This window comes from Pseudomonas sp. BGI-2 (assembly GCF_004310295.1).
In the GTDB taxonomy this organism is placed as follows: domain Bacteria; phylum Pseudomonadota; class Gammaproteobacteria; order Pseudomonadales; family Pseudomonadaceae; genus Aquipseudomonas.
Genome location: NZ_SISB01000004.1, coordinates 50380 through 76038, shown reverse-complemented (window position 1 = coordinate 76038; position 25659 = coordinate 50380). Strand labels below are relative to the sequence as shown.

At 58.9% G+C, this 25659-nt stretch carries 34 protein-coding genes; 6 read left to right on the top strand and 28 right to left on the bottom strand.

Translation table 11 applies throughout. The features are described 5' to 3' along the window. The first annotated feature begins 64 nt into the window (after positions 1 to 64). The 3 genes from EYC95_RS04040 (at position 65) to tsaA (ending at position 2400) form a co-directional block, all read left to right on the top strand. Positions 65 to 535: a DUF1456 family protein gene (locus EYC95_RS04040; protein WP_131059211.1), complete on the top strand. Its 471-nt coding sequence runs from the start codon at positions 65 to 67 to the stop codon at positions 533 to 535. A 212-nt stretch (positions 536 to 747) separates the two neighbouring features. Beyond that, the gene (locus EYC95_RS04035; RefSeq protein WP_131059210.1) at positions 748 to 1518 is read left to right on the top strand and encodes an SDR family oxidoreductase; all 771 of its coding nucleotides are present in this window, start codon (positions 748 to 750) and stop codon (positions 1516 to 1518) included. Positions 1519 to 1701: 183 nt separating this feature from the next. Then, positions 1702 to 2400, top strand: a complete 699-nt coding sequence (gene tsaA, locus EYC95_RS04030; protein ID WP_131059340.1) for a tRNA (N6-threonylcarbamoyladenosine(37)-N6)-methyltransferase TrmO — start codon at positions 1702 to 1704, stop codon at positions 2398 to 2400. 136 nt (positions 2401 to 2536) lie between these two features. Here the strand turns inward: tsaA and fpr are convergent, their stop codons facing one another. After that, the gene (gene fpr, locus EYC95_RS04025; RefSeq protein WP_003443014.1) at positions 2537 to 3316 is read right to left on the bottom strand and encodes a ferredoxin-NADP reductase; all 780 of its coding nucleotides are present in this window, start codon (positions 3314 to 3316) and stop codon (positions 2537 to 2539) included. A 122-nt stretch (positions 3317 to 3438) separates the two neighbouring features. On the opposite strand from fpr, the gene EYC95_RS04020 reads away from it, so the two are divergent. Continuing rightward, positions 3439 to 4365: a LysR family transcriptional regulator gene (locus EYC95_RS04020; RefSeq protein WP_131059209.1), complete on the top strand. Its 927-nt coding sequence runs from the start codon at positions 3439 to 3441 to the stop codon at positions 4363 to 4365. Here the strand turns inward: EYC95_RS04020 and EYC95_RS04015 are convergent. From EYC95_RS04015 to EYC95_RS04005, 3 genes are all read right to left on the bottom strand, one after another. Next, on the bottom strand, positions 4362 to 4724 hold the full coding sequence (locus EYC95_RS04015; protein ID WP_008010143.1) for a diacylglycerol kinase: 363 nt from the start codon (positions 4722 to 4724) through the stop codon (positions 4362 to 4364). The two genes, EYC95_RS04020 and EYC95_RS04015, sit on opposite strands and share 4 nt — an antisense overlap. A gap of 75 nt (positions 4725 to 4799) precedes the next feature. Further along, positions 4800 to 5450 carry a response regulator transcription factor ErdR gene (gene erdR / locus EYC95_RS04010; protein WP_131059208.1) on the bottom strand — a complete coding sequence of 217 codons (651 nt, stop codon included), beginning with the start codon at positions 5448 to 5450 and terminating at the stop codon, positions 4800 to 4802. Between the two features lie 209 nt (positions 5451 to 5659). After that, positions 5660 to 6418, bottom strand: a complete 759-nt coding sequence (locus EYC95_RS04005) for a tRNA-uridine aminocarboxypropyltransferase (protein ID WP_131059207.1) — start codon at positions 6416 to 6418, stop codon at positions 5660 to 5662. A gap of 189 nt (positions 6419 to 6607) precedes the next feature. On the opposite strand from EYC95_RS04005, the gene EYC95_RS04000 reads away from it, so the two are divergent. After that, a complete protein-coding gene (locus EYC95_RS04000) occupies positions 6608 to 7033 on the top strand; it encodes a PA3611 family quorum-sensing-regulated virulence factor (RefSeq protein WP_131059206.1) in 426 nt (141 codons plus the stop codon). Here EYC95_RS04000 and EYC95_RS03995 read toward each other — a convergent pair whose 3' ends face one another. Next, the gene (locus tag EYC95_RS03995) at positions 7034 to 7228 is read right to left on the bottom strand and encodes a hypothetical protein (RefSeq protein WP_131059205.1); all 195 of its coding nucleotides are present in this window, start codon (positions 7226 to 7228) and stop codon (positions 7034 to 7036) included. 478 nt (positions 7229 to 7706) lie between these two features. Between EYC95_RS03995 and EYC95_RS03990 the strand changes: the two genes are divergently transcribed. After that, complete coding sequence (locus EYC95_RS03990; RefSeq protein WP_131059204.1) at positions 7707 to 8825, top strand: TIGR00730 family Rossman fold protein; 1119 nt, start codon at positions 7707 to 7709, stop codon at positions 8823 to 8825. 54 nt (positions 8826 to 8879) lie between these two features. On the opposite strand, the gene recX is transcribed toward EYC95_RS03990, so the two are convergent. The 23 genes from recX to EYC95_RS03875 all read right to left on the bottom strand — a co-directional run bounded on the left by recX (position 8880) and on the right by EYC95_RS03875 (position 25545). After that, complete coding sequence (gene recX / locus EYC95_RS03985) at positions 8880 to 9347, bottom strand: recombination regulator RecX (RefSeq protein WP_131059203.1); 468 nt, start codon at positions 9345 to 9347, stop codon at positions 8880 to 8882. 8 nt (positions 9348 to 9355) lie between these two features. After that, positions 9356 to 10408 (bottom strand): recombinase RecA, encoded by a 1053-nt coding sequence (gene recA / locus EYC95_RS03980; RefSeq protein WP_131059202.1) that lies wholly within the window; start codon positions 10406 to 10408, stop codon positions 9356 to 9358. Positions 10409 to 10491: 83 nt separating this feature from the next. After that, on the bottom strand, positions 10492 to 10992 hold the full coding sequence (locus EYC95_RS03975) for a CinA family protein (protein ID WP_131059201.1): 501 nt from the start codon (positions 10990 to 10992) through the stop codon (positions 10492 to 10494). Positions 10993 to 11072: 80 nt separating this feature from the next. After that, complete coding sequence (locus tag EYC95_RS03970; RefSeq protein ID WP_131059200.1) at positions 11073 to 11609, bottom strand: lysis system i-spanin subunit Rz; 537 nt, start codon at positions 11607 to 11609, stop codon at positions 11073 to 11075. Next, a complete protein-coding gene (locus tag EYC95_RS03965) occupies positions 11591 to 12154 on the bottom strand; it encodes a glycoside hydrolase family 19 protein (RefSeq protein WP_131059199.1) in 564 nt (187 codons plus the stop codon). Before EYC95_RS03965 ends, EYC95_RS03970 begins: the two co-directional genes overlap by 19 nt. Before the next feature lie 65 nt (positions 12155 to 12219). After that, complete coding sequence (locus EYC95_RS03960) at positions 12220 to 13236, bottom strand: contractile injection system protein, VgrG/Pvc8 family (RefSeq protein WP_131059198.1); 1017 nt, start codon at positions 13234 to 13236, stop codon at positions 12220 to 12222. A 9-nt stretch (positions 13237 to 13245) separates the two neighbouring features. Then, entirely contained in the window at positions 13246 to 13458 is a 213-nt protein-coding gene (locus tag EYC95_RS03955; RefSeq protein WP_131059197.1) for a tail protein X, read from the bottom strand. Beyond that, on the bottom strand, positions 13451 to 13834 hold the full coding sequence (locus EYC95_RS03950; RefSeq protein WP_131059196.1) for a phage tail protein: 384 nt from the start codon (positions 13832 to 13834) through the stop codon (positions 13451 to 13453). Before EYC95_RS03950 ends, EYC95_RS03955 begins: the two co-directional genes overlap by 8 nt. Further along, a complete protein-coding gene (locus EYC95_RS03945) occupies positions 13834 to 15903 on the bottom strand; it encodes a phage tail tape measure protein (protein WP_131059195.1) in 2070 nt (689 codons plus the stop codon). Before EYC95_RS03945 ends, EYC95_RS03950 begins: the two co-directional genes overlap by 1 nt. Positions 15904 to 16031: 128 nt before the next feature. Continuing rightward, on the bottom strand, positions 16032 to 16616 hold the full coding sequence (locus tag EYC95_RS03940; RefSeq protein WP_131059194.1) for a phage tail assembly protein: 585 nt from the start codon (positions 16614 to 16616) through the stop codon (positions 16032 to 16034). Positions 16617 to 16769: 153 nt separating this feature from the next. Then, on the bottom strand, positions 16770 to 17276 hold the full coding sequence (locus tag EYC95_RS03935) for a phage major tail tube protein (RefSeq protein ID WP_131059193.1): 507 nt from the start codon (positions 17274 to 17276) through the stop codon (positions 16770 to 16772). Further along, positions 17276 to 18442 carry a phage tail protein gene (locus EYC95_RS03930; RefSeq protein WP_131059192.1) on the bottom strand — a complete coding sequence of 389 codons (1167 nt, stop codon included), beginning with the start codon at positions 18440 to 18442 and terminating at the stop codon, positions 17276 to 17278. The genes EYC95_RS03935 and EYC95_RS03930 overlap by 1 nt, the downstream gene beginning before the upstream one ends. Positions 18443 to 18444: 2 nt before the next feature. Beyond that, the gene (locus EYC95_RS03925) at positions 18445 to 18630 is read right to left on the bottom strand and encodes a hypothetical protein (RefSeq protein ID WP_131059191.1); all 186 of its coding nucleotides are present in this window, start codon (positions 18628 to 18630) and stop codon (positions 18445 to 18447) included. Between the two features lie 92 nt (positions 18631 to 18722). Continuing rightward, entirely contained in the window at positions 18723 to 18944 is a 222-nt protein-coding gene (locus EYC95_RS03920) for a hypothetical protein (RefSeq protein WP_131059190.1), read from the bottom strand. Beyond that, entirely contained in the window at positions 18941 to 21196 is a 2256-nt protein-coding gene (locus EYC95_RS03915) for a phage tail protein (RefSeq protein ID WP_256656903.1), read from the bottom strand. Before EYC95_RS03915 ends, EYC95_RS03920 begins: the two co-directional genes overlap by 4 nt. Next, a complete protein-coding gene (locus tag EYC95_RS03910; RefSeq protein ID WP_131059189.1) occupies positions 21197 to 21832 on the bottom strand; it encodes a phage tail protein I in 636 nt (211 codons plus the stop codon). Continuing rightward, positions 21829 to 22824 (bottom strand): baseplate J/gp47 family protein, encoded by a 996-nt coding sequence (locus tag EYC95_RS03905; RefSeq protein WP_131059188.1) that lies wholly within the window; start codon positions 22822 to 22824, stop codon positions 21829 to 21831. Before EYC95_RS03905 ends, EYC95_RS03910 begins: the two co-directional genes overlap by 4 nt. Then, complete coding sequence (locus EYC95_RS03900; protein WP_131059187.1) at positions 22821 to 23153, bottom strand: phage baseplate protein; 333 nt, start codon at positions 23151 to 23153, stop codon at positions 22821 to 22823. The genes EYC95_RS03905 and EYC95_RS03900 overlap by 4 nt, the downstream gene beginning before the upstream one ends. 10 nt (positions 23154 to 23163) lie before the next feature. Further along, positions 23164 to 23775, bottom strand: coding sequence for a phage baseplate assembly protein V (locus EYC95_RS03895; protein WP_131059186.1), 612 nt, complete (start codon positions 23773 to 23775; stop codon positions 23164 to 23166). Positions 23776 to 23778: 3 nt separating this feature from the next. After that, positions 23779 to 24291, bottom strand: coding sequence for a hypothetical protein (locus EYC95_RS03890; RefSeq protein WP_131059185.1), 513 nt, complete (start codon positions 24289 to 24291; stop codon positions 23779 to 23781). A 46-nt stretch (positions 24292 to 24337) separates the two neighbouring features. Next, positions 24338 to 24688: a phage holin family protein gene (locus EYC95_RS03885; RefSeq protein WP_131059184.1), complete on the bottom strand. Its 351-nt coding sequence runs from the start codon at positions 24686 to 24688 to the stop codon at positions 24338 to 24340. Between the two features lie 80 nt (positions 24689 to 24768). Beyond that, positions 24769 to 25350, bottom strand: a complete 582-nt coding sequence (locus EYC95_RS03880; RefSeq protein ID WP_131059183.1) for a DUF642 domain-containing protein — start codon at positions 25348 to 25350, stop codon at positions 24769 to 24771. A 15-nt stretch (positions 25351 to 25365) separates the two neighbouring features. Then, positions 25366 to 25545, bottom strand: a complete 180-nt coding sequence (locus EYC95_RS03875; RefSeq protein ID WP_131059182.1) for a Com family DNA-binding transcriptional regulator — start codon at positions 25543 to 25545, stop codon at positions 25366 to 25368. Between the last annotated feature and the right edge of the window lie 114 nt (positions 25546 to 25659).

Here is a 25659-nt window from a genome sequence, read left to right as displayed (position 1 = left end):
CCGCCACACATTTCGGCGCCGCTGTTTATGCGGCGCCCACTGCTGAATATCAGGATTGCACACCATGATTCATAACGACGTACTGCGCAGCGTGCGCTACATGCTCGACATCAGCGACAAGAAAGTCATCGAGATCATCAAGCTCGGCGGCATGGACGTGGCCCTGGAAGACCTGGTGACGTACCTCGATAAGAAAGAGGAAGACGAGGAAGGCTTCGTACGCTGCCCGGACGAAGTCATGGCGCATTTCCTCGATGGCCTGGTGACCTTCAAGCGCGGCAAGGACGAAAGCCGTGCGCCGCAACCGATCGAAGTGCCGGTGACCAACAACATCATCTTGAAGAAACTGCGTGTGGCCTTCGAATTGAAAGAAGACGACATGCACGCGATCCTCAAGGCGTCCGAGTTCCCGGTGTCCAAGCCTGAGCTGAGCGCCCTGTTCCGCAAGTTCGGCCACACCAACTACCGCTCGTGCGGCGACCAGTTGCTGCGCAACTTCCTCAAGGGCCTGACCCTGCGCGTTCGCCCGCAGTAAATCGCCCACGAAACCTCGAGCGGCCACCGTCCCCTGTAGGCGCACAGCTTGCTGGCGAAGGCGATCTTCAAAGCGCCATCGCAGCAAGCGCTGTCCCTAAGAAGTGGTGGCCGCTCAAGGCTGTATAGACCTTCATTCCTCGCAAAAATAGTGGCTCCGCTTCTGGCGGCTGACGACTAGGGTGTATTGACCCTCAGCTCTCAGGATTCGCCATGCACCCGTACTTTTCCCTGCAAGGCCGCACCGCTCTGGTGACCGGTGGCACCCGTGGTATCGGCAAAATGATCGCCAAGGCTTATGTCGAAGCTGGCGCCACCGTGTACGTCTGCGCCCGGGATGCCGAAGCGTGTCAGCAGACGGCGGATGAACTGAGTGCGTTGGGTCGTTGCCACGCCATCGCTGCCAATCTGGCCACTGAAGAAGGCGTGCAGCATCTGGCCCTGCGGCTGGGTGAGCAAATCAGTCACCTGGACATTCTGGTGAACAACGCCGGCACCACGTGGGGCGCTCCACTGGAAAGCTACCCGGTCAAGGGCTGGGAGAAGGTCATGCAGCTTAACGTGACCTCGGTGTTCAACTGCATCCAGCAGTTTTTGCCATTGCTGCGCAAGGCCGGTTCGGAAGCCAATCCTGCGCGGATCATCAACATCGGTTCGGTGGCGGGGATTTCTTCCTTTGGCGAACAGGCTTACGCCTACGGGCCGAGCAAGGCGGCCCTGCATCAACTGTCGCGGATTCTCGCGCGGGAGCTGGTGAGCCAGCACATCAACGTCAACGTGATCGCGCCGGGGCGTTTCCCGAGCAAGATGACGCAGCACATTGGTAATGATGAGCAGGCGCTGGCCGAGGATACGGCGTTGATTCCGATGAAACGCTGGGGGCGAGAGGAAGAGATGGCGGCGTTGGCGATCAGTCTGGCGAGTACGGCCGGGGCTTACATGGCCGGGAATATTATTCCGTTGGATGGTGGGTTCAGTCTCTAGATTGGCGGTGCGTCCTTCGCGAGCAAGCCCGCTCCCACAGGTTTTGTGCTGAACACACATTGTGTGTTCGCTCGAGAACCCTGTGGGAGCGGGCTTGCTCGCGAAGGGGCCCTACCGGTCACCACCGATTCCAGGGTTGATCGGGTTATCATGCCCGCCCAAATTCCCGCCTCGACCCAAACCATGACCTACAACGTTTCCCCCATCGGCTTCGTGCGCTCCTGCTTCAAGGAGAAGTTCGCCATCCCGCGCCAGCCGCAACTGGCCCCGGCCGCTCGCGGCGTGCTGGAACTGGTGGCGCCGTTCGATCAGGGCGATGCGGTGCAAGGGCTGGAACAGGTGAGCCACGTCTGGTTGCTGTTCCTGTTTCATCAGGCCTTGGAAGAAAAGCCACGCCTGAAAGTCCGCCCTCCTCGCCTGGGCGGTAACAAATCCATGGGTGTGTTCGCCACCCGCGCGACGCATCGGCCCAATGGCATCGGTCAATCCGTGGTGAAGCTGGACAAGGTTGAAGCCAATCGCCTGTGGATATCGGGAATCGACCTGCTCGACGGCACGCCGATTCTCGACATCAAACCCTACGTGCCTTACGCGGACATCATTGACACGGCCTCCAATAGCATTGCCAGCGCCGCGCCACTGTTGATTCCCGTGCAGTGGACGGATTCAGCACTGTTACAGGCTCACGAGCACGCTCAGCGTCTTGAAGAGCCCTTGGTCGAACTGATCGAGCAATGCCTGGCGCAAGATCCACGTCCGGCGTACCAGATTCCTACGCCTGAGCGGGAATATGGTGCGCAGTTCTGGGATCTGGATGTGCGCTGGCATTACCCCGAGGCGGGCGTGATCCTCGTGCTTGAAGTCATTCCCGCAAAAGTCTGACCCCCAGAAACGAAAAAGCCCGCGCTGCCTTCTCAGGCAACGCGGGCTTTTCATGACCAACTCAAAACCACTGTGGGAGCGGCGGTGCGGCGATCCGACTTGCTCGCTCCCACAGGTAGAGCAGTGCAGCGGCTTCTTACTTCTCGACGAACGCACGCTCGATCAGGTAGTCACCCGGCTCGCGCATCCGCGGCGAAACTTTCAGGCCGAAGCTGTTCAACACTTCGCTGGTCTCGTCGAGCATGCTCGGGCTGCCGCACAGCATGGCGCGGTCATCCTGCGGGTTGATCGGCGGCAGACCGATGTCGCTGAACAGCTTGCCGCTGCGCATCAGGTCGGTCAGGCGACCTTCGTTCTCGAACGGCTCGCGGGTCACGGTCGGGTAGTAGATCAACTTGTCACGCAGCGCCTCACCGAAGAACTCGTTCTGCGGCAGGTGCTCGGTGATGAACTCGCGGTAAGCGACTTCGTTGACGTAACGAACGCCGTGGCACAGGATCACTTTTTCGAAACGCTCGTAGGTTTCCGGGTCCTGGATGACGCTCATGAACGGCGCCAGACCAGTACCGGTGCTGAGCAGGTACAAATGTTTGCCAGGCTTCAAGTCATCCAGCACCAGGGTGCCGGTAGGCTTTTTGCTGATGATGATCTCGTCGCCTTCCTTCAGATGCTGCAGCTGGGAAGTCAGCGGGCCATCAGGCACCTTGATGCTGAAGAACTCGAGATGCTCTTCCCAGTTCGGGCTGGCAATCGAGTAAGCGCGCATGAGCGGCCGGCCGTTGGGCTGTTGCAGGCCGATCATCACGAACTGACCGTTCTCGAAGCGCAGGCCCGGATCGCGGGTGCACTTGAAGCTGAACAGAGTGTCGTTCCAGTGATGAACACTGAGGACACGCTCGTGGTTCATGTTGCTCATGTACGTGGGACTCCTGGAGATTTTGCCTGCGCCACTGATGTGCGCAATTGCATCGCATTCTAATGGCAGCGACAATATCTGTTAAATGGATTATTAAGATAAGGGTTATCGGTTATATAGATATGCGATTTACTCTCCGTCAACTTCAAGTATTCGTCGCCGTCGCCCAGCAGGAAAGCGTATCCCGTGCTGCCCTGACGCTCAACCTCTCGCAATCGGCGGCGAGCACCTCGATCACCGAGCTAGAGCGCCAGTCCAGCTGCCAGCTGTTCGACCGCGCCGGCAAACGGCTGAGCCTCAACGCCCTTGGCAAACAGTTATTGCCCCAAGCGGTGGCCCTGCTCGACCAGGCCAAGGAAATCGAAGACTTGCTCAACGGCAAGTCCGGTTTCGGCTCTCTGGCGGTCGGCGCGACCCTGACCATCGGCAATTACCTGGCCACCTTACTGATCGGCAGCTTCATGCAGCGCCATCCCGAAAGCCAGGTGAAGCTGCACGTGCAGAACACTGCCAACATCGTGCAGCAAGTCGCGCACTATAAAATTGATCTGGGTCTAATCGAAGGCGACTGCAGCCATCCGGACATCGAAGTGCAGAGCTGGGTCGAGGATGAGCTGGTGGTGTTCTGCGCACCGCAGCATCCACTGGCCAAGCGTGGCAGCGCGACCATGGAAGAACTGACCCACGAGGCCTGGATTCTGCGGGAACAAGGTTCTGGCACGCGACTGACCTTTGACCAGGCGATGCGTCACCATCGCAGCGCGCTGAACATCCGTCTGGAACTGGAACACACCGAAGCGATAAAGCGCGCGGTGGAGTCAGGCCTGGGGATTGGCTGCATTTCGCGCCTGGCGCTGCGCGATGCGTTCCGCCGCGGCAGCCTTGTGCCCGTGGAGACGCCGGATCTGGATCTGGCGCGGCAGTTCTATTTCATCTGGCACAAACAGAAATATCAGACGTCGGCGATGCGCGAATTCCTCGACCTGTGCCGCGCTTTCACCGCCGGGGTTCAGCGCAGCGACGAGATCGTGCTGCCCACCATCGCTTAAAGCAGAATCACCGCCCACACCAGCGCGATCATACTCAACGCCACGAACTGAGCGGCGCTGCCCATGTCCTTGGCGTTCTTGGACAGCGGGTGCAATTCGAGGGAAATGCGGTCGATGGCCGCTTCCACTGCCGAATTCAACAACTCGACGATCAATGCCAACAGGCAGACCGCGATCAGAAGCGCCTGCTCGACACGGCTGACGTTCAGAAAGAACGAAAGCGGGATCAGGATGACGTTGAGCAACACCAGTTGCCGAAAAGCCGCTTCGCCGGTGAAGGCTGCGCGCAGGCCGTCCAGCGAGTAGCCGGAAGCGTTGAGGATGCGTTTGAGGCCGGTTTGGCCTTTGAATGGAGACATAGAGTAGGCAACTGACCAAAGATGAGTGGGAAAGCTAGATCAACCAAAGTCAAAAAAGCGTGAACAGGCCAACTCTTAGTGGCTCGAAATTGACTCAAGTTGTTGCAGGAGCAACGCAGCCTGGGTGCGAGTCCGCACGTTCAGCTTACGGAAAATCGCTGTGACGTGGGCCTTGATCGTCGCTTCGGAAACGCTCAACTCGTAAGCAATCTGCTTATTCAGCAGTCCTTCACAGACCATTGTCAGCACCCGGAACTGCTGAGGCGTCAGGCTGGCAAGGCCTTCACTGGCCGCCTTGGCTTCAGCGGAAACGCTCACGGCTTCGAACGCCTGGGGCAGCCAGAACACATCGCCATCGAGCACTGCACGCACGGCTTTCTGGATGACGCTCAGGTCACTGGACTTGGGAATGAAGCCACTGGCGCCGAATTCACGGGACTTCACCATGATCGAGGCTTCTTCCTGGGCCGACACCATCACCACGGGAATCTGCGGGTACTGACCGCGGAGCAGCACCAACCCGGAAAAACCGTAGGCCCCCGGCATGTTGAGGTCCAGCAGCACCAGATCCCAGTCAGCCTTTTCGTCCAGTCGGGTTTCCAGCTCGGCAATGCTTGCCACTTCCACCAGACGGACATCCGGCCCCAGACCGAGGGTCAACGCTTGATGCAGGGCGCTACGAAAAAGAGGGTGGTCATCGGCAATCAGGATTTCGTATGTGGCCATTTTTCTAATGATCCTGTTTTTCTAACAACTCAAGGCACAGCCACGGAGCTGCACCAACAGGGCACGTTCAACGCCAATCACGTGGCTATCACGTAAAGAATACGGCGTATCAAACTTTGGCCGCGCCCCAATCGGCGCCAAGCATGCCCAGCGAAACCGGGGTGGTCAAGGTGCCTGGCCGGTACAGTTCTTTGCAGTATGGGCGACAATCAGCAGATGACCGGAGCCGTGTTCTGCACGAAAGGCATCAGCTCGGTGTGGGCTGGCGTTGCAACGTTCATGTCCAGCTGGTGTTTCGCGTCCAGGTAATGCTGGCTGAACACATCGAAATAAGCGTCCAGCGCCGATGCCGCCTCGGTATCGCCCGCAAGATCCAGACACAGTGCCGCCACTTCGGCAGTGCACAAATGCTCACTGCGGGTCGACCTGCGCAACCGGTAGCGCGACAGCTTTTCGGGCAACAGGCTCAGGATCGGCAGCCGATCAAAATACGGGCTCTTGCGGAAAATCTTCCGGGCTTCGGTCCAGGTCGCGTCGAGCAGAATGAACAATGGCCGCTTGGTGCTATCGGCCTCGACGGTGTTCGTCACTCGCTCAGGCTCGACGTATTCACCCGGAAAGACCAGATACGGTTGCCATTGCGGGTCGGCCAGCAACGCCAGCAGCTGCGGATCAGTTTCCGTGCGGGACCAGATAAAGGCATGGTTGTCGCGCACCACATCAGCAATCAACCAACCGGTGTTGCTCGGTTTGAACACTTCCTTGTTGGTCATGATCAGGCACACGCCGGAGCGGGCCTCGACCTGCGGGCGCCAGGCGCACAGGCAGTGACTCTCGATCACGCGGCAGGCTCGGCAACGCGGCGCCCTCCAGCCACGGGCCTGAATCGGCTTGATGCCCTCCTCCTCTCGCTCGTCGCGCAAGCGGGCGACGGCGTTTGCCGCAAAGGGTGGGGTTACAGGGCTCATCGCAGGCAGCACCAGAGGGGAAAGAAAATCGACACGAAAAACACTCGACAGGGCACAAAGACGCGGCAGTTTATCAGAGCAGCCGGCGCAAGCCTGTACCGTCCAGGCCTCGTCCCCTATAATTCGCCGCCACTGAACGCACAGTCATGTGACGGGTCGAACCACCAGTCACTGAACCAGGAGAGTTTCATGCTGCGCCTTATCGTTCCCACCGCTGCCATTTTGCTGGCGTCGTCTTTCAGCGCTCAGGCTGCGTCCTTGAGTGAGCAGAATCTCAACCGAGAACTGCGAAACGTCGCCGCACAAAGCAGTGTTGGCACTCCACGGGCGATCAACGAAGACATTCTTGATCAAGGCTACACCGCCGAAGGCAATACGCTGATCAATCATCTGAGCGTACAAAGCAGTCACGCCAACAAGATGCGTGCCGACCCCAAAGCCGTGTATTTCCAGCTGGGCGCCTCTGTATGCAACAACCCATCGTTCCGCAAACTGATGGCCAAGGGCGCGGTCATGCGTTACGACTTCACTGAGGTGAAGACCAACCGCTCAGTCGGTTCCGCCAGCTATCAGGAATCGGATTGCCCGAAAGCGGCTCCGGCCAAGAAGAAGTAATCATCGGGAATTGGCGCGCCGCTGTTCATCCTCGGCGCGCAGTTCTGCCACCAACGCCTGCAAATAACGCGAACGCCGCTCACCGCCCCCCAGTCGCCGGCAGCACTCCTCTTCGAGACTCAAATGATTAGTCTCGGCGGATGACTTCAGTAATCGATACAGATGCGTATCGATTTCCAGAATGACTCTGGCCATCGTTTCCAGCCTCCCTGCACCTCGCCCTGTTTGGGCGAAAAATCCTTGAACCGCTTGAACCGTGCGCCCTGCCTTTGACGCAAAGTTGTCGTGTCACGCCTGTAACTTAGTAAATCAGAGCGTTGAGCCCGTGGCTTGCGTTCTGACGAACGGTGAATTCACCTTGCAAATCGTCAATAAGCGGTTGCCAGGAAAGACTTTGCGGCGCAATGATCAAGTCAGCGAGAATCTCTGCAAGGGTCTAGATTTAGAGTGTTCACGATCACTTTTTCAGGGCAGGAAAGGGGCTGCCCGTCGCGTGTCTTGTTGTGCGAACGTTTCTTTCATCCAAGGAAAAAACAGAGCCTGTATGGACGACTCGAACCGAGTCGGGTGGAGCGCCCAGGCATGGGCTTGGGCAGACAGCGACACATGAGGTGTCGCGGCGCTGACGACTGTTTTGTCGGTGCCAAGGGTTCTGTGCAGAAGGAGAAGTTGAATGCCTTACCAACCGAATGACCTCCTGAGCCGTCATTTCGAAGAAAGCGGCCACGACCTCATCAGCAAGGTCGAAGAGCAACTCAACCTGGTTTCACCCAACAGCCCCAACATCCCGATTTACCGCGACATGATCCTGACCGTGTTGCGCATGGCCCAGGAAGATCACAATCGCTGGAATGCCAAGATCACCCTTCAAGCCCTGCGCGAACTGGAGCATGCGTTCCGCGTACTCGAACAGTTCAGGGGGCGACGCAAGGTCACCGTTTTTGGCTCGGCGCGCACACCGATCGAACACCCACTGTATGGCCTGGCCCGGGAACTCGGCGCTGCGCTGGCGCGCTCGGACTTGATGGTCATTACCGGTGCCGGTGGCGGCATCATGGCGGCGGCCCATGAAGGTGCCGGCCTGGAACACAGTCTGGGGTTCAATATCACCCTGCCCTTCGAGCAGCATGCCAACCCCACCGTCCAGGGCACCTCAAACCTGCTGCCCTTCCACTTCTTCTTTACCCGCAAGCTGTTCTTCGTCAAAGAAGCCGATGCGCTGGTCTTGTGTCCAGGCGGTTTCGGCACCCTGGATGAAGCGCTCGAAGTGTTGACGTTGATTCAGACCGGCAAAAGCCCATTGGTGCCTGTGGTGTTGCTGGATGCGCCGGGTGGCAAGTTCTGGCAAGGCGCGCTGGACTTCATTCACCATCAACTGGAGGAAAATCGCTACATCCTGCCAACCGACATGAAGCTGGTGAGCCTGGTCTACAGCGCCGAAGAAGCGGTGGAGCAGATCAACCAGTTCTACGGCAACTTCCACTCCAGTCGCTGGCTCAAGCATCAGTTCGTGATCCGCATGAACCACAAGCTCAGCGACCAGGCGCTCGAAGACATGCAGGAAGCGTTCGCCGACCTGTGCCTGAGCGATCACTTTCATCAGCATGCCTATAACGGCGAGGAGCACGATGAAGCGCAGTTCAGTCATCTGGCGCGACTGGCCTTCAACTTCAACGCCAGGGACCATGGCCGCCTGCGGGAACTGGTGGACTACATCAACCTGCCGGAAAACTGGGCCCATTCCAAACCCCAGGCGCAACAGCGTGCGCGAGAGCCGTCCAAGGTGACATGAGACAAAATCGAGGCAAAAAAAACGGCCCGCTATCGAAATAGCGGGCCGTTTTTATTAATCATCTATTCCCCGACCGCTGAACAAGCGGCCGATCATTTCCATGGAGTATCCCCGATAACTCAGGAAACGCCCTTGCTTGGCGCGTTCCCGGACGTCTATCGGCAGATGCCCGGCAAATTTGCGCCGCCAGGTCTCTTCCAGTTGCTCCTGCCAGTTGAAACCGCTCTCGCGCAAGGCGAGTTCGATGTCGTTACGTTGCAGGCCGCGCTGGCTCAGTTCCTCGCGAATACGCAAAGGGCCGTAGCCAGAACGAGCACGGTAGGAAACGAAGCTTTCGAGGTAACGGGATTCGGACAGCAGACCCTCTTCCGTCAAACGGTCGAGTGCTGTGTCAATCATTTCAGGAAGAGCGCCGCGCTGACGCAGTTTACGCGTCAGCTCGACTCGACCGTGCTCGCGTCGTGCGAGCAGGTCCATGGCGGTTCGCCGCACCGCGACGAGTGTATCGAGTACGGCGGTCATCGGATCAATCAGATATCAGCGTCTGCCAGGTCAGCAGCCGTCTCTTTGACTGGCGATGCTTTGACGTCCGGCGCAGGGGTCAGCAACTTGTCACGCAGTTGCTTCTCGAGCTTGGTGGCGATTTCCGGATTGTCTGCCAGGAACTTGGCCGAGTTGGCCTTGCCCTGACCGATCTTGGTGCCTTCATAGGCATACCAGGCGCCGGACTTCTCAACAAAACCGTGGAGAACACCCAGGTCGATCATCTCGCCATTCAGGTAGATGCCCTTGCCGTAAAGAATCTGGAACTCAGCCTGACGGAACGGCGAAGCCACCTTGTTCTTCACGACTTTGACGCGGGTTTCGCTACCGACGACTTCATCACCTTCTTTCACCGCGCCAGTACGACGGATGTCCAGACGAACCGAAGCGTAGAACTTCAGCGCGTTACCACCGGTGGTGGTTTCCGGGCTGCCGAACATCACGCCGATTTTCATGCGGATCTGGTTGATGAAGATCACCAGGCAGTTGGCGTTCTTGATGTTACCGGTGATTTTACGCAGCGCCTGGGACATCAGACGGGCTTGCAGGCCCACGTGCATGTCGCCCATCTCGCCTTCGATTTCAGCCTTCGGAACCAGGGCAGCCACGGAGTCGACGATGATCACGTCAACCGCGTTGGAACGCACCAGCATGTCGGTGATTTCCAGGGCTTGCTCGCCGGTGTCCGGCTGGGAAACCAGCAGGTCGTCGACGTTGACGCCCAGTTTGCCAGCGTATTCAGGGTCGAGGGCGTGTTCGGCGTCAACGAATGCGCAGGTCGCGCCGGCTTTTTGAGCCTGGGCGATCACCGACAGCGTCAGCGTGGTTTTACCGGAGGATTCAGGACCGTAGATTTCAACGATACGGCCTTTTGGCAGACCGCCAATGCCGAGCGCGATGTCCAGACCCAGAGAGCCAGTGGAGATAGCCGGGATCGCCTGACGGTCCTGATCGCCCATACGCATTACGGCACCCTTGCCGAATTGACGTTCGATCTGACCCAGGGCCGCAGCCAAGGCTTTCTTCTTGTTGTCGTCCATTAAAGTCCTCACGTAATCAATAAGGCCTGACGGCCAACACCTGTATAAGTAGCCAGTATTATTCCACAGCGTTTCAGGATCGCCTACCCCTGATTTGAGATTTCTCCAGCGGCATGACGCAGCAGCCCCTCTAGCGCGGCCTTAACCGTTTGTCGGCGGACCTCATCGCGGTTACCGGTAAAGTGCTGCACCTCGCTGAACACCTGCTCACCGACGCCCCACGCCAGCCACACCGTGCCGACCGGTTTGTTCGGAGAGCCGCCATCCGGGCCGGCCACGCCGCTGACCGCCACGGCAAAATACGCCCGGCTTTTTTCCTGCGCGCCGCGGACCATCGCCTCGACCACTTCACGACTGACCGCGCCCACCACAGGGAACAATTCGGGAGAAACGTTCAGTTGCTCGGTTTTCTGCCGGTTGGAGTACGTCACATAACCGGCCTCGAACCACGCCGAACTCCCCGGGATGCGAGTGATCGCTTCTGAGATCCCACCGCCGGTACAGGACTCGGCAGCGGTGACGTGGGCATTCAGAACCTGCAAGCGCCTGCCAAGGTTAGCGGCCAGTTGAGTGATTTCTTTCACGGTCATCTCCTGAGCGAGCGGAATGAGCACTACCGTACACGAGCAGATTGCGCTTGCAAGGCACAGGATCGATCAAAATGTTAGCGAGCGACGGCTCTGACGTAGGCCTGACAGGCCTGCAATGCAATCAGTCCGCTATCGCCGGCGTCGGTGATGGCGATAATTCGTTGAGCATGCGACGGGTCAAGTCGGGCTCGCGGGGCGCCATTATCCAGGCTGCGGGAGCTGGCGGAGGCTGGCACTGAATCGCCTGAGGCAGCGTCGCCGGCATCGAGGAGAACTGACAGGCGCAGATCAGCAGTGGCAAGACGATCGCGCAAGCGACCTTGATCACGTTGGGCATCGCTCAGCGCTCGGTAATGGGTGTGTTCGCTGGCCGAAAGACGCCGCTCCAGCGCCAGACGCTTGTCCTGCTCGGCCTGTTGCTGCGTTGCGGCGGCCAGCGTCAGCTGATTCAGTGCCTCGGCGTGCAGCCTGGCCTGTTCCGTCAGTTGCCGGCCGTACCGCCAATCTTGAACGTGCCAGGCCAGCGCCGCCGAGCCATACGCCAACACCGCCAGTAACACAACAAGGCCGATTGCCCGGTAAGAAAACGGCATCAGACCGAAGACTGGCATAACACCGCCCTCGCCCGCGCCCAGAGTTGCAGACGATCTTGCAGGCCGTTAAGGCCACCGTTAATGCGGCGGGTGATGCTGTTGAATTGATCGCGGTCGGCCAGTTCGTTAAGGCCGTTTTGTTGCCAGAACCAGGCGGCTGATTCGGCGGCCCATTGAGGCTTTTCCAGCAGTTCGGGCAAAAACAACAAACGATCATCGCCGAACAGACCGAGGCTGCATTGGTGATAGTTGTCGCGACCGGTGATCTGGATCAAGCCTCGGCCACGATACTTTTGGCCATCGCCGTCTAACGCGGGTGTATTACCCAAACGGGCGGCCAACGTGCCGGTGTCGTACTTGCTCAAATACTGGTCACTGCCAAGTTCACGCACATAATGCAGCTGCCCGGACTCATGGCCGACTTGTGCGAGGAAAGCGGCGATGCGTTTCGGCGTATTGATGCTGTAGCGAACCATGGCGGTGTTGAGAACGGAAATGAAAACGCCCGCTTGGGAGCGGGCGTTGGGCATGATGGTTTCCAGCAGTTGTTGCGTAAGAGTCATGGTTATACCCAAAGACAGGATGGAAAAGTCACTCGGCCGTCACCGGTAGAAATCAGTTCATGTCTTCAGGACCGGGCATCCAGACAGGTCGCCTCGATCGAACAGCGATAGCTGTTCTGACGACTGCCGCTGGCCGTAACCTTGTCGATTGACCAACGACCGCGCATGAAGTCGGGCCATGTACTGTCCAGCAGCACCAGACCTTCGGCGGCCAATCCCGGATTGCCGGGGCAGTCGATCTTCACCTTCAATGCTTCACGCAACATCCGGCGCACCTCGCCTTCACCGGCGGCCCGGGCATCGCCTGCGCTTTGATAGCGTTGCCGAAGGGTCTTGAACGGCGCGATGCCGCTTTCCTCGACACGCACTTGACCAGCCGCTGCATCCCACCAACTGGTCTTGCAGCCCTGGTATTTTGCCCGCGCGGTTTCTTCGAGTGTTGCAGCGATAAAAGCCTGATCGCCCGGTCGATTGTTGGTCGTCACAGAGAGCTTTATGTCCGGCATGACTTTACCCGACAGCGACTTCGCCTGACCACGTCGCGCCAGCACATACAGATCGTTGACCGGTTTGGCGACACCGTCATGGAGGCAGGCAAGTCGGGTCAGAAAACCCATGTCCGTCTCGTTGGACTGGTCGATATGTTCAATCTTGATTTGCGCCAGATCAGGGGCTACGCGCGGTGAAAATCCATGCCTGGACGTCAACTGGCGAAACAGCGTCCCAATGGTTGTCGGACCATGACTGACTGATCGGCGTTGCTTGAAGCCGGTCTCATCCGCGGCACTGAACGGTGCCGCCGTGGCCACCAGCGTCATGCGCAGGGGAAACAGCGTCGGCGTGCGCCGTGTGACGACGAATTCACCCTTATCAACCAGGCCCGACTCCACATAGCCCACTCGCAAGCCGATTTTTCCGCCCAGGCTCGGCAGTCCTCCGAGTCCTTCCAAGTTAATTGCAAGCGTCAGTTGATCGGACTCTATCCCTGCCGCATCGATGTGCTGCCATGAAATCAGGCGCTCGTTGAGCAGCGCAGCGTTCGCACCGTAAATCTCAACCGAGGGTGTAAAACCAAGTGACATGTAGCCTCCTTAATCCCAGGCCGAAGCCGGCTGGGGTGCAATCGGTTTTGAATCGAGTTCAGGCAGCAGCACCCGCACACCCGCCGGCAATACCGGGGCAAATTCGGCGAGTCCCGGATTGAGACGCCAAAGCGCCTCCTCGGCGGCATCGTCACAACGCTCAAGCGCCCGATACAGCAGCAGATTCACCGAATCACCGGCAATACTTCGAACACTACGCATTGGCGAACTCCAGTAAATCGATTGCCCACTCGACCACCATCGCAGTGCCGTCATCAATCACGCTCGATTGGGTTTCCGACACCGTGATGATCTGCCATAGGCCCCAATTGCGGCTGATGCCGTCAACCAACGGCACAGGGACGCGCAGCGCCTGCAATGCACGCAACTCATCAAGCCGGTCCATCGCCGTCGCGTACATCGATTTGCCCGATATTTTCAGCGTTTGCAGGCCTTGGCCGGTCTGACTGGATATGGGTTTACCGGTGACAATGTCGATGCTCTTCCAACCTCCATCCGCCCCGCGCAGCAAGCTGTTGTAAGCGAAGTTTCTGGACAGGCCGAAAATGAAATTGCCCAACACCATTTGCTGACGCATCAGGTACCTCCGTCGGTCAGGGCCGCGTCACTTCGCATGGCGAGTGAGTTGGGCAGGGTCATAAGTCCGAATTGGCCGGTAATCTGCTGTATCACCAGGTTCGCCAACTGAGTGGCGCTGGCCTGATCCTGGCCATTGATGTAGATGTTCGCCGTCATCGAGTTCTGCTGATTGCTGGTCCGGGCGCTGGTCAGGTCTTTGCTGACCTGATCCGGAGCGGCGAGTTGGTCGGCAGGTGCGGCGAGTTTTTCACCCAGCCAGCTACCCGACTCCCCACCTATCCAGCTCCCTGCCAATCCGCCGCCGACCGCACCTATCGCTCCGCCAATGGCCGTGCCAAGGGGACCGAGTAAGGTACCCACAGCGGCGCCCATGGAAGCACCCGCCGAAGCCCCCGCCCAACCGCCGCCAGCGGCTCCCAGGCCAGCGCCGAGCATCTTGAGGTCGCCGCTCATCGTGCCTTCAATCACATCGGGGACGGCCTTTAACGCAAATGCTCCAGGTAAAAAACGCTTGAATACGCCCAATGAAGCACTCATGCCTTTCAGAGAATTTCCGGTGAGCCGGGGAGCCTCGCCGCCCAATACTCGCTTGGCCGCCTGACTGGTCATCTCATCCTTCACGGCTGTGAACAACGCCCCCACCAGCGGTTTGATCGCTGCTGCAACCAGCACAATTGCAGCGGTGGCTTTAGGCGAGGTTTCAGCAAATTCACTCAAGCTATCAACCAGGGAACCAAGCGAGTGGATCGAGCTATCCGTCGCAGGTGCCAGCGCATCGCCCGTGGCCACCGACAGATGATCAGTGCGTGCGCTCAAAACGTTCAACTGGCCTTGCCGGGTTTTCGACAGCGCGAGTGCGTCTTGCCTTACTGAGCCCTTGTCACCCAGTTCCGACGTGGCGTACTGGGCTTTGTCTTTCACCTGCCAGAAGGCTTGATTCACATCGCCAAGATTTTGCGCCATGCGCAGCGCCGCCAGATCGCTATTGCCAAATAACGTGGAGGCCAGCGTCGGGCGTTTCTCGGCAGGTTGCGCGTTCAAGGCCGCAAGCACCGACATTACCGTGCCAGGTGCCGCGTCAATATCACGCAAGCCGTTCGCCACCGCTTTCGGCTCCAGCCCCAGCTGCTTCCAGGCCGCCTGCTCGGTTTTGGAGGCCTGATCCCCCTTGCCCATGGCAGCGGCGATGTCTTTCAGCGCTACGCCGGCATCAGCCTTTTGCGTACCGGTGTTCAATAATGCCGTCGTTAATGCGGCGGCTTGCGCGGGTGCCAGGCCTGCTGCTGTAGCAGCACTACCATCACGCTGCAAGACGGCGCCGATGTCAGTTGCTTTCGCACCACGGGGTATCTTGCCCAACTGGTTGACTGCATCCGCCAGGTCAAAGGTTTGAGCACCGTTGAGCTTCATGGAGGTGCGCCAATCGACCATCATCTCTGCGACATCCATGGCCGGCATTTTGAACGCCGACGCGGCGACGCCAGCGTCACTTGCAAAGCGCAGCAGCTCAAACTGTCTGTCCGAAGCATTGGGCAGATCACCTGCGATTCCCGCCTTGGCGGCCAGGCTTTCAATCCGCACCAAATCAACCGCGTTGGTCCCTCCGGCCGCCACCAGCGGAGCGCTAGCGATGTGCTGGGTTGCCTGCGCCATCTCTTCGCTCTGACGCGGGGTAAATTGGCCTGCCTGCTTCAGATCGGCCCTGGCCGAATCCATCGCTATCGCGGGTTTAAGCAGGTCGGGCGGGTCGATAAGGCTACCCGACTTGCCCGCACTCTTCTGCTCGCAGGCCGACTCACACTTTTCACCGGCTCCCGTCGCCTGTGGTAACAATCGTTGCGACGAAAGCTTCAAGGTCAACGACTCAACAGCCGTTGTCAGTAGCCCGAGCTTGATCCCGACGTTTTCCAACGCCAGACCGAGGCCAGGCATTTGATCCCTGGCGTAGGGGCCAGTACCTTGTGCTGACATAACGCTTGTGGATGCGGTAGTCAGGCTGGTATGTGCAAACGCCAACCCACCGTTATCGATGGCTGCGTATTTGAGCGAATATCTATCGTCCGCCATCCCGCTCTACTCCTGTTTCACGCCAAGGCGAGTGATCGCGATGTCGTAGCGGCGCAATGCCTTGCCGGCGTCCCATTCCAGAATTTCCGCCTCACTTACCGAGTAAATGAGCGGCACAACATCGAGGATTACTTCGATGTCGCGCTCCGAAAGAAGTCCGCCGGTTTGTTTAAAAAATCGTCGATGCGTACCTGAAGCTGTGTCCAGTCGGGCACGGTCAACAGATCCAGATCAGGAATCATCAGGCCGGTGCAATGAGCGGTGATGAACTCGGCGCGCTCTTTGGGCGTCTTGAGTTTTTTCATCGCCTTGGTCGCTCGCAGTACCGGCATTTCCAGGGTGAGCGAGGTCAGGCTGCGACCTGCTGCGTTAAGCGGTTGCAGCAGTTGCACTTGATCGGGATCGTCCGATGCTGCGTCCGCTTCGGTGTCCTGCTGTAGAAAATACGACGCCGGGCGAGTAGACATCTCATGCACGTACTGCGCGATGCTCACGTAGTCCGGGCGTTTGAGCTGGTCGAGTTCCTTGACCGACAGACCGGTGGCCAATTTCGCCAGCTCAAAGAACTGATCATCTTCGTCATCGCCCGCGCGGGCCAGTGCTTCCTTCTGTGCAGCGTAAAACAACGGTTTGAGCTGAATCTGCTCGAGCGTCGATTGATCGTCGGCGGTGATCGGCGACAGCAAGACGTGAACGGGAGGCGTCCAGGACATGAAATGAATTCCTTGGGTGTGCAACCTGTGGGAGTGAGCCTGCTCGCGATTGCGGCGGTACATCCGACATCAAATGTGTCAGGCACACCGCTATCGCGAGCAGGCTCGCTCCCACAGGGACTGCGCTTAACTGAGTTGGGGTCGTGCGAGGGGTTACGGGATCAGCACCGCGCGACGGGCATCACCGAGAATGTCCACGCCGTTGAGCACGAACTTTTGCGTGCGCACGTCGATGTCGATCACCGGAATACCGTTTTCGAGACGGTTGTAGGTGCGGCACGAAAGTTCGAGCGTGGTGGTGGGTTTGTCACCCATTTTGATCGCTGTTTCGACCAGGGATTTCAGCTTGCCGCCGACGGTGTGGTAGGTAAACCAAGTGTTGCCATCCTGATCCTGACCGGCCTCGCGCACGTTCAGAAGAATGTCGTCCCCCAGTTTCACACCCAAGGCCAGCATCACCTCCGGCCCCATGCCTTGCAGGACCAGATTAGCCGTCAGCACGGTGCCGTTCTTGATCATTTCCTCGCCGATAAAGCGCCCGCCCGTCATGGTTTCCATTCCGAACTCAATCTTCGGCGGAGTAAAACTTTCCACGGTCGCTGACAACGGCAGGCCTTGCAGGGTGGCCGCGATGGCCTGTCTTACACGGTTGGTAAACATTAGAGAACGTCCTCCAGGAACTGCTCGATGATTTCATCGCGGGCGTTGAGTTGATAAACCATGTGTTCGTTCGGCGCGTAGCGGCCGTAGTCGATGACGATGAACCAGGTGCCGTTCTTGTACTTTTCGACGCTGTTCAATTCCGGGTGCAGGTACACGCTGCCACCGGGAATGGTTTCGTCGGCAACCAGGGTTTGCAGCCAGTCGTTGATGCGCTTGACCTCCTGATCCATGAACGACTTGGTCAGGTTTTTCGCCATGGCTTTCTGGCCAGCCTTGACCAGCTTGCGGCTGATCGCATCTTCGAGGCCGACGTAGCTGATGAACTTGCCGGTGATGGAGCGGTTACCCAACAGCGAGAAGCCGCCGAGGATGGTCCGGGCGTAGTAGCTGATGCCGTAGCGGTTGAGCAGATCGCCTTCGGTGGATTTGTCGAGGATGTTGTATTCCACGACCCGCGACACGTCTTCGGCGTAGGTCACCTGATTGCCCGGGCTCTCCCACTGCTTGACCTTGGCCAGGGCGGCGATGGCCAGGCTCGATGGCGACAGGAACACATTTTTCTTCGCTGCCTTGGAGTACACCGACGGCATGTTGTGTACCAGCAGGCAACGGTCAAAACCGAGGTCCGCACCGCCCAATTCCTGGCTGTAGGTCACTTGATCGGCCACCGCGGCGTCCTTGCCGTCGAGTACCACCCGCGCCTTGATGCGCTTGCCGAACGAAGCGAATTCACTGGCCACGGCTTTGGTGCTGGTGAAGCCTGGTGCACCGATGATGGTCAGGTCTTCGGGCACACCGCTCAACGCGGCCAGGCCCAGTTTGCGACCGGTCAGAGGCTCGACGCCGCCGATCACGTTATTCACCGTGTCCGCCGGGGTCGCGCCCTCTTCGACGATGACCACGTAGACCGGTACCTTGACCACTTTCAAGATCTGGAACACTGCGTGAAACAGCGTGCCCGACTCAGTGCCGGTCGGATCGAGCAGCGCCTGAGTGGTGAAGCTGTTGATGCGGAACGGGGCATTGCGCGGAATCAGCGGATCGGCCTTCGGCGCGGTGCCGATCAGACCGATGACGTTGTCACCCAGGCCGCCCATGGCCTCGGGGGATTCAGTGGCATTGACGGTAATGCCGTTGTGCTCGAAGTTCAGAACCTCAGCCATGGTTATTCAGCCTTCTTGGCAGCGGCCTTCACGGCCTTGGTGGATGTGGATTTCAGCTCCAGGCGACCGGCGCTGAGCAGTGCATTGGCCTCGACGTCGAGCAGGTCCAACTCTTGGCCGGAGGCGGACCAGTGACCGCGCCCGACGGGGAACGGGACGAGGACGGTGTAGGTTTGGCGTTCTGCCATTTGGGTTTCTCCAGGTATAAAAAAGCCCCTTGAGGAAGGGGCTGTCGGGTGTTGATTTGTGGATAAGAAAACGCCCCGTCGGTGCGGGGCGTTCAGGGTTGCGAAGCAGCGCTTTGATCGCGTGCTTCTATTGATATTTCTCTGGGCTCACTGGTCGACAGCCCTGTCAGGATTGACTGGGTCATCGTCAACAACGCCACGTATCGCGGATCATCGTCTTCAACCTCGACGATATCTGGCCAATACGCCGGGTCCTGGCGGCACGGGGAAATCGTGACAACCTGATCCCCTCTGATCTGTACGAACTTGCTCATATCGAATACCCATTGCAGTGAGCGTAAAACGTTGGTCCACCTGCATTACTGCTGGTGGTGATGTGCGTAAGTTGCGGCGTCTCAATCGCGACATCGTAGAAATTCAACAGCGTTAACTGACCCGCAACGATCGAGTTCGTGAAGTTACTCTGCCCGATGCCATAGGCGCCGGTAGCCAGGTTGATGGTCATGGCTCCCCCATTGACGCTGAACAATCCGAGCTCGCCGGAATAGGACTTGGCATTGGGTGGAACGACGTTGGTAATCGCCCAAGGTGCATTTGCGATGTTCACCATACTCGTAAACATCTGAAGCAATCTGATGTAGTGGCGACGCCCGTTTACGATGACCGGAAGCATTTGACCCGAGGCATTGGTTGCGACCACTGCGACAAGTGCGGAGGCGGTATACCCTGCCGGCATCGGCTTCTTGCACACGTCAGCGACAACGGCCGACGTTGCATTCACTGCGTACGCGACTGCTTGCCTGGAGACCGGATTGTAGATGGCGTAAATCGCCACGTAACCGCTGGACGGGGCAGTGCCACTGTCCATGCCTCCAGCGCCAACCGTCGCCAGATTAATGTTCAGCGCCAGGTTAGGCAGGACCCACTGGCGACCACCAAAAGCATCCTTGACCACCAATTCGTCAGCCGTGTAAGTGGCCGTTGCCGACTCAGCGGTCAGCACCATCCGGCCATTGCGTACATCGCCAACGACACCACGATTGACGGCCATTGTCTGCACTTCCGTGGCAAGTGCCGCGATATCGACATTTCCCTGATTGATCGGTGCGTTCCAGGCTTTGATGCACAACATGAACGCCACGTTGTTTGGTCGCGTGATGCCATAGGTGACCTCGGGGCCACCGGGAAGCGGGTAGTTTGCCTGCGGGTTCACACCCATCAACGTTACGCCCGAGTAAAGCCCCGTATCGCCGCTGTCGTACCCTGTCTTTATCCTTGATGCAGCGTAATCCGCGATATTGGAAGCGATCGTTTGGGTGGCCGGCAGGTTGGTGTCTATCGCTGCGATACTGCCTTTCTGCCAACTGCCGATCATCCGGCCCGGGTCAACACCACGACCATGGTCCCAGCCACGAACAAATTCGCCACGCGACTCAGGCAACCGGGTGTAGCCCGCTGCGTCACCTGGCAAGTTGTACTTGCGGTTGAGACAGGCAGCCAAATCAGGATACAGCGTGTCTTTAAACAGACTGTTATCTACTTCGAGAAAACCTGGCGGAACGCTTTCCGTTGGAAACGTGACCATAGCCCCGACTGGTAGAGCCGAAGCCTGCGCGATCATCGCCTCGATTTCGGGCTTCGTGTAAGTATCCTTGATGCCAAACCCCGCCAGGGTTTCCGGGTTCGTGCCCGCAGTGGCGCGTCCGTATTTATCGACCGTCAGGCTCTTGTAAGTCCCAGCCTGAATACCCGTTCTACCGGCCAGCATTTCAAAGCTCAGCGTAGTAGTGCCCAACGTAATCGGACCATTCGTGACCAAGTGCCAAAGAGAGTCACCGTTCGCCGCACCCTCTTCGACCATTACAGTCAGGTTTGGCGTCACTTTGATGCTGGCGTTGGCGTCAGTCGCACGCAGCCAAGCGCCATTGGCCGCAACATAAATGCCGTTGTCCTTCGCCGCCGTTTGCGCCACCACCAGCACGCGTTGTCCAGACAGCACCGCGACGCCGTCGATCTGCTGCGCGCCACTCAACACGATGTTTTCCGTAGTCGCCGCGCGAACCGATTGCTTGCCATCGAGCTTGCCCAACTCGTCCGCGAGATAACCCATCACCCAGGCCCGCGTTGCCTTGACCACTGTGTCATCGATCACCAGTGTCACAAGTGAGGCATTGCTCGTCTCGAAAATCGAGCGGATATAAAACTCTTTGCCCGACCCCGACGTCGCCAATACCGGTTTAAACGATTCCGGGTACTTCACGATGGCGTACAGAATCCCGGTATCGGTCCAGATCCCGGCCTCACGCACATACCAGCCGCCAACATCCGGCGGGATGGTCACTTCAGCCAGCAACCAGCTCGGATTTTTCTCATCCTGGAACAGCGCATTGAGCGGCCCGCGCCAGACTTCGCGCTTGAGCGCGGTGTCGGTTGCCGCCGGGTTGTAAACCGCGCCACCGCCGTCACCAACGGAAAGTTGAGACAACTTGATCGGCAAGCCCGCCGCCTTGCAGGCAGTTTCGTAGGCGATCCCCGCATTGGTAAGCAGGGTGTAATAGTCGGCCATTTAGGACCCCTGAGGATAAATAGTGGAGGTTTCGACGGTGTAGAGCCCGGCGGCCATAAAGGCCTGGCCCAAGGCTTCGAGCCCTTCGATGACAATCGGATATACCGTGGTCAGTTCGCCACAGACGGTGGCGGCGCCGATGACGTGATTGCCGAAGGCGCTCAAGCCGACGGAGACCGTCAAGGTGTCGCGTTCGCTTTTGGCATCCGCCAGCCGTCGATCAAGGCGAGCGTCGATTTCTTCGCTGTAAGGCTGTTCGGTAAAGGCCCGAACGGAAAAGCTATAAGGCGGGCCTGGCGGTGTTTGCTCGTACCAGGCGCGCACGTCGGGTCGCAATTGCAAACCTTTAGCGGCGTTTTCCAGCGCCTTTCGAGTACCGGCCTGTCGTGCGGTGGGCCAGGCGAGTTCGACCGTTAAACGCTTTTCAGCTTCGGGCGCTTCGGAACTCCATTCGCTGACACCGCGATCCGCTCCGAGGTACGGCAGGAACGCCAACGGTGTTTCGGTGGGGTTCATCAACTCCGGAAACGGCGGCGTAATACGCTCAAGCAACCGGCCAAAACCCAGATCAAGCGCCCTTTCCAGCGGCGAACTGTTGGCCGGCAGCAGGCCAGGACGAGACGTTTCGTCACTCATAGCGTGTTCACCTCGACCTCGACGCCCGTGCAATAGGGTGCTTCGAAAGCGGTTGTCACAATCGGCTCGACCGGCTCGAGAATCTCAAGCTGAACCGCGCCAGCACGGTGCAACGTGTAGTCGATCCAGCTCGGATCCACCCGCCCTTCCAGTCGATGACAGGCATCGGCATACGCCTGCAACTGCTGTTGCGCGGCAATCTGGGTCAGCCCCGAATCAGGCCCGGCGTTGATCTTCGCCACAACCCGGATTTTGTAGGTCTTGATGTGCGCCCCCTGCACCGTGACAAGGTCCGTTTCGGGGCGCACATCAGGCCGGGCGAAATGCTGGCGAACACCGTCAAGCAACGCTTCGGATGGCGTGCCATCACCTTCCCGGGCAAGCACGGTAACCATCACCTCGCCAGGAGCGGTGCGGCGTCCGTTGCCGTCCTTGACCTGCGCCGCGTAGCCGTCCGGGTCGAACGTGTAGGTGACCGTCACCACGCCCGCAACGGCGGTTTCCACCTTCACGGCGGGTCGCTCACCGAGGGTGAACACCTCACGACGGTATTGCATGCGCGACCCGGCGGCCGGTGCATGGGGCGCCAGGTAATAACGCAACCGGGCGTCATCGTCGCTTTCATAAACCGGGGCCACGGGCGGGAATGCCGCCGGGTCGCCCGGGTCCAGCAATTGTCTTTCAAGGCCCATGTCCGCCAGTCGCGCATCGAGATTGCTACCCGTCGCCCACCACGCCAGCATCTGCTTGATGCGGGCGTTGTACTTGCGTTCGTGGATTTGCAGACGCACACAAAAGGCTTCAAGGGCCAGGGTCAGCAACTCGCTTTCGTTGTCGAGGCTGACTTTGAGTTTTGCCGCACGCTCGGGAGAGCGGGCTGCGACGTACTCGACGACAAACGTCTTGAACTCCGCGAGCAGGTCCTCGAACGCCTCGACGGTGACGATCGAAGGTTCGGCCAACTGGTTCTGCCCGGGTATCAACATACTCATGTCACCACCTCGAATGTCTGATTACGGTTTTTCCAGAGGCCGGCGAAACGCAGCAGCAGCCCTGCCCCGTGTCGGCTGGCAACAATGACCTGAGGCTGGAAATCACCAATGCCGTTCTGCTCGTTGTAAAACGCCTGCGCCGCGTGGCTCTGGGCAAGCATCAGCATGTCGTCGCCGAGGTTCTGACCCAGCAGGTCCGGGATCAGGGAGCCGTACAAAGGGCGCTTCTGACGCGTACCCAAGGGGGTGGTCAGCGCCCGGGTTGCGCGCTGTACAAACTGCAGCCAGTCGTCGACCGTTACGCCAGTGTTTCTATCGATTCCGATCATGGAAAACTCTTTATGCAGTGCTAATGACTCGCCCCTGGTGATCCACCACGAGGCCGCTCAGGTGCACACCGGATGCGTCGAGCAGTAAGCCGGTCGCGCCCAGTTGCAGTTGGATCGCCTCAGGCGTCATGACCAATCGGGTCGGGCCGATGCTCAGCTCGAGCGATTCGCGAGTGCCGATGAATGTTGCAGGGCCGTTTTGCCAGCGCAGGGCATGACTGGCGTCGTCGTAGCCACTTTCGGTGCCGTCCTGATAGCGGCGACGCGTCAGCGAAGCCATCGTTGAGGCCGGCGGAAACTGACCACCATTGAGGCCGAACAACGCAACGGACTGACCGCTGCTTTCACCCCCGCCATGGTTCAACAACACACACTGTTCACCGATGGAGGGAATGCGCGACTCGCTTTGTGCTCCGGCACTCGGGTTGAAAAACCGGATGGCCGGCGTCAGCAATTCACCATGGCGGACCCTGCACGTGTTGCTGCTCGCATCGACTTCCTCGCACACGCCAATGCGGCAGAGGCTGTCGGTGCGCCGGTGCAGGTCTTCAATCTCGGTTTCCATTTCGGCCAGACGCTCGATGATCGGGCCCAGGTGTTGGCTGATAAGTGCATCGAACATGGATTACCCCTCAAGCGTCTGGTACTGGTCCGGATCGTCGATGTTCGACACCTCCCACGTGCGGGCAAATTTAGGCGTGCCCAAGGGGTCATCCAACAGCAACGGCCCGAGGTACAAGTTCTGGGTAAATGAAACGGTCCAGGCGTTGTATTCCCTGGAGCCGCTGATGAACGTGGACGCAATGCCATCGATGCTCATCGGCACATCGCACTGATCGCCGGGCAATTTCCAGCGGTTATCGGTGACCAGGTTTTTCAACTCGCTGCCCAGATCGCAGGCCGCCAGGCCGGAAGTGGGCAACACGATTTGCAACGAAACCGTCAGTAGATGAGCGATGCGCCCGTCATTGGCACGCCTGCCCGGCGCATCGTGTTCGAGTGCAATCAGAACCCAGGCCAGATTGCCTGCGCTGTCGAAATCTTGATGACTCCCGACATTCAAACCGGGAACGGCGATGCGCAGTGCCTCTGCAATCGCGGAAAACAGCTGTGACGGTTTTTCGATGACGACCGGCATTAATGGCCTCCTGTCAGATTTCAATGTGAGGGGCAGCGACGTCGCCTCACTGTTGATCAGGGCGAGAATCGCGCGGCGGCACTTCGCAAACGCCAATCCGCTTGGCCGCCCAGCGCTCATAGAGCCCGATGGCAACGTCCGCCCCGGCCATCGCCGTCAAACAGCCAAATGCGCAAGCGGCCCAGATCGACATGCCGGCGGCGTACAGCAGCATGATGGCCGAGACCCCGCACACCACGCAGGCCCCGGAACGCAGGGCAAGACGCCGCAGCAGCGACCAGCCGCGGGCGCCGTCCTTGTCCGCGCGCCACATTTCGCCGGACACCCCGCCCACCAAGGCAAGGACAATGACGAGCCAGATCGGCATGTCCAGCAACGCTTGTTGCTCGTTTGTCATGTCACGTCCCCTGGGGGTGATTGATAAAGGATCGGGCTGCTTGTTTGGAAGCAACCCTCGCGATGTCAGGCGTGAAGGGTTTACAGACGTTCAACAATCACGCTGTCGATAAAAGCGAAGTTGTTGTACGGGTTCTGTTCGTTGAAAAAAGCCAACGTCGTTTGCGGCGTAGTCGCTGTGAAGTCGTAAGTGATGGTGCTCCACTCGACCGTGACGCCTTTGGCAGCCGGGGTGTTGAAGGTGGCGGTCTGCCCGGCCACTTTCACCTGGATGACGCCGTCGCCGGAGCGACTGGCAAACCGCGAATTACCTGCACTGAAGGTCAATCGGTACTTGGCGCCAACCGTGGTGGCGAAGTTCTGTTGAATCCCGCCGCCGTTGCCATAGACGTAGTTGGCCAGGTCGACAATGACCACGCCGTCCGCGGCGACAGAGCCACCAATCGAGGCCGGCATGTTGAAATACTCGGCACCGGACAGAAATGTCGTCCAGCCCGTGATAAAACTGGTTTTCGCCGCGGTATCCAGAATGCAGCTACCGCTGCAGCCAGGCTGTTCAAAGCTGCCGTTGACCAAAAGGTTGGCGGCAACAACATTGCCCCCGGCGCCGAGCAGCGCAATGGAAAGCAACAGCGGGGTAACGTACTTTTTGAAACGGTTCATGGTTCACCTATTGAGTTAATGAGTTGTTTGCGCGGCGGATGCAGCGCTTATGTCGCTCAAAGGCGATCGCTCGAGGCTCGTGGCCTTCACATGATTCAGCGTCCCGCATCGCGAGCACTTGATCTGGAGTTCGGTGCACTCACCCACTCGGGCGAGCAGTCTCTTGCAATGTCCACATCTGCATTCTTTCAACATCTGCAATGCCTTTTTATTTCTGCCGGATCCTTCCTGTTGCTCTGCCGATGCCCAGACGAGGGTGGGTGTGCCTGAGGGTAGGTAGGCATTCCAAAAAGCCCGGAGCGTTCCGGG

What these genes read in the sequence shown, in the direction of transcription:
- EYC95_RS04040 (WP_131059211.1), top strand. Translation starts at nt 65, where the DNA reads ATGATTCATAACGACGTACTGCGCAGCGTGCGCTACATGCTCGACATC.
- EYC95_RS04035 (WP_131059210.1), top strand. Translation starts at nt 748, where the DNA reads ATGCACCCGTACTTTTCCCTGCAAGGCCGCACCGCTCTGGTGACCGGT.
- tsaA (WP_131059340.1), top strand. Translation starts at nt 1,702, where the DNA reads ATGACCTACAACGTTTCCCCCATCGGCTTCGTGCGCTCCTGCTTCAAG.
- fpr (WP_003443014.1), bottom strand. Translation starts at nt 3,316, where the DNA reads ATGAGCAACATGAACCACGAGCGTGTCCTCAGTGTTCATCACTGGAAC.
- EYC95_RS04020 (WP_131059209.1), top strand. Translation starts at nt 3,439, where the DNA reads ATGCGATTTACTCTCCGTCAACTTCAAGTATTCGTCGCCGTCGCCCAG.
- EYC95_RS04015 (WP_008010143.1), bottom strand. Translation starts at nt 4,724, where the DNA reads ATGTCTCCATTCAAAGGCCAAACCGGCCTCAAACGCATCCTCAACGCT.
- erdR (WP_131059208.1), bottom strand. Translation starts at nt 5,450, where the DNA reads ATGGCCACATACGAAATCCTGATTGCCGATGACCACCCTCTTTTTCGT.
- EYC95_RS04005 (WP_131059207.1), bottom strand. Translation starts at nt 6,418, where the DNA reads ATGAGCCCTGTAACCCCACCCTTTGCGGCAAACGCCGTCGCCCGCTTG.
- EYC95_RS04000 (WP_131059206.1), top strand. Translation starts at nt 6,608, where the DNA reads ATGCTGCGCCTTATCGTTCCCACCGCTGCCATTTTGCTGGCGTCGTCT.
- EYC95_RS03995 (WP_131059205.1), bottom strand. Translation starts at nt 7,228, where the DNA reads ATGGCCAGAGTCATTCTGGAAATCGATACGCATCTGTATCGATTACTG.
- EYC95_RS03990 (WP_131059204.1), top strand. Translation starts at nt 7,707, where the DNA reads ATGCCTTACCAACCGAATGACCTCCTGAGCCGTCATTTCGAAGAAAGC.
- recX (WP_131059203.1), bottom strand. Translation starts at nt 9,347, where the DNA reads ATGACCGCCGTACTCGATACACTCGTCGCGGTGCGGCGAACCGCCATG.
- recA (WP_131059202.1), bottom strand. Translation starts at nt 10,408, where the DNA reads ATGGACGACAACAAGAAGAAAGCCTTGGCTGCGGCCCTGGGTCAGATC.
- EYC95_RS03970 (WP_131059200.1), bottom strand. Translation starts at nt 11,609, where the DNA reads ATGCCAGTCTTCGGTCTGATGCCGTTTTCTTACCGGGCAATCGGCCTT.
- EYC95_RS03965 (WP_131059199.1), bottom strand. Translation starts at nt 12,154, where the DNA reads ATGACTCTTACGCAACAACTGCTGGAAACCATCATGCCCAACGCCCGC.
- EYC95_RS03960 (WP_131059198.1), bottom strand. Translation starts at nt 13,236, where the DNA reads ATGTCACTTGGTTTTACACCCTCGGTTGAGATTTACGGTGCGAACGCT.
- EYC95_RS03955 (WP_131059197.1), bottom strand. Translation starts at nt 13,458, where the DNA reads ATGCGTAGTGTTCGAAGTATTGCCGGTGATTCGGTGAATCTGCTGCTG.
- EYC95_RS03950 (WP_131059196.1), bottom strand. Translation starts at nt 13,834, where the DNA reads ATGCGTCAGCAAATGGTGTTGGGCAATTTCATTTTCGGCCTGTCCAGA.
- EYC95_RS03945 (WP_131059195.1), bottom strand. Translation starts at nt 15,903, where the DNA reads ATGGCGGACGATAGATATTCGCTCAAATACGCAGCCATCGATAACGGT.
- EYC95_RS03940 (WP_131059194.1), bottom strand. Translation starts at nt 16,616, where the DNA reads ATGTCCTGGACGCCTCCCGTTCACGTCTTGCTGTCGCCGATCACCGCC.
- EYC95_RS03935 (WP_131059193.1), bottom strand. Translation starts at nt 17,276, where the DNA reads ATGTTTACCAACCGTGTAAGACAGGCCATCGCGGCCACCCTGCAAGGC.
- EYC95_RS03930 (WP_131059192.1), bottom strand. Translation starts at nt 18,442, where the DNA reads ATGGCTGAGGTTCTGAACTTCGAGCACAACGGCATTACCGTCAATGCC.
- EYC95_RS03925 (WP_131059191.1), bottom strand. Translation starts at nt 18,630, where the DNA reads ATGGCAGAACGCCAAACCTACACCGTCCTCGTCCCGTTCCCCGTCGGG.
- EYC95_RS03920 (WP_131059190.1), bottom strand. Translation starts at nt 18,944, where the DNA reads ATGAGCAAGTTCGTACAGATCAGAGGGGATCAGGTTGTCACGATTTCC.
- EYC95_RS03915 (WP_256656903.1), bottom strand. Translation starts at nt 21,196, where the DNA reads ATGGCCGACTATTACACCCTGCTTACCAATGCGGGGATCGCCTACGAA.
- EYC95_RS03910 (WP_131059189.1), bottom strand. Translation starts at nt 21,832, where the DNA reads ATGAGTGACGAAACGTCTCGTCCTGGCCTGCTGCCGGCCAACAGTTCG.
- EYC95_RS03905 (WP_131059188.1), bottom strand. Translation starts at nt 22,824, where the DNA reads ATGAGTATGTTGATACCCGGGCAGAACCAGTTGGCCGAACCTTCGATC.
- EYC95_RS03900 (WP_131059187.1), bottom strand. Translation starts at nt 23,153, where the DNA reads ATGATCGGAATCGATAGAAACACTGGCGTAACGGTCGACGACTGGCTG.
- EYC95_RS03895 (WP_131059186.1), bottom strand. Translation starts at nt 23,775, where the DNA reads ATGTTCGATGCACTTATCAGCCAACACCTGGGCCCGATCATCGAGCGT.
- EYC95_RS03890 (WP_131059185.1), bottom strand. Translation starts at nt 24,291, where the DNA reads ATGCCGGTCGTCATCGAAAAACCGTCACAGCTGTTTTCCGCGATTGCA.
- EYC95_RS03885 (WP_131059184.1), bottom strand. Translation starts at nt 24,688, where the DNA reads ATGACAAACGAGCAACAAGCGTTGCTGGACATGCCGATCTGGCTCGTC.
- EYC95_RS03880 (WP_131059183.1), bottom strand. Translation starts at nt 25,350, where the DNA reads ATGAACCGTTTCAAAAAGTACGTTACCCCGCTGTTGCTTTCCATTGCG.
- EYC95_RS03875 (WP_131059182.1), bottom strand. Translation starts at nt 25,545, where the DNA reads ATGTTGAAAGAATGCAGATGTGGACATTGCAAGAGACTGCTCGCCCGA.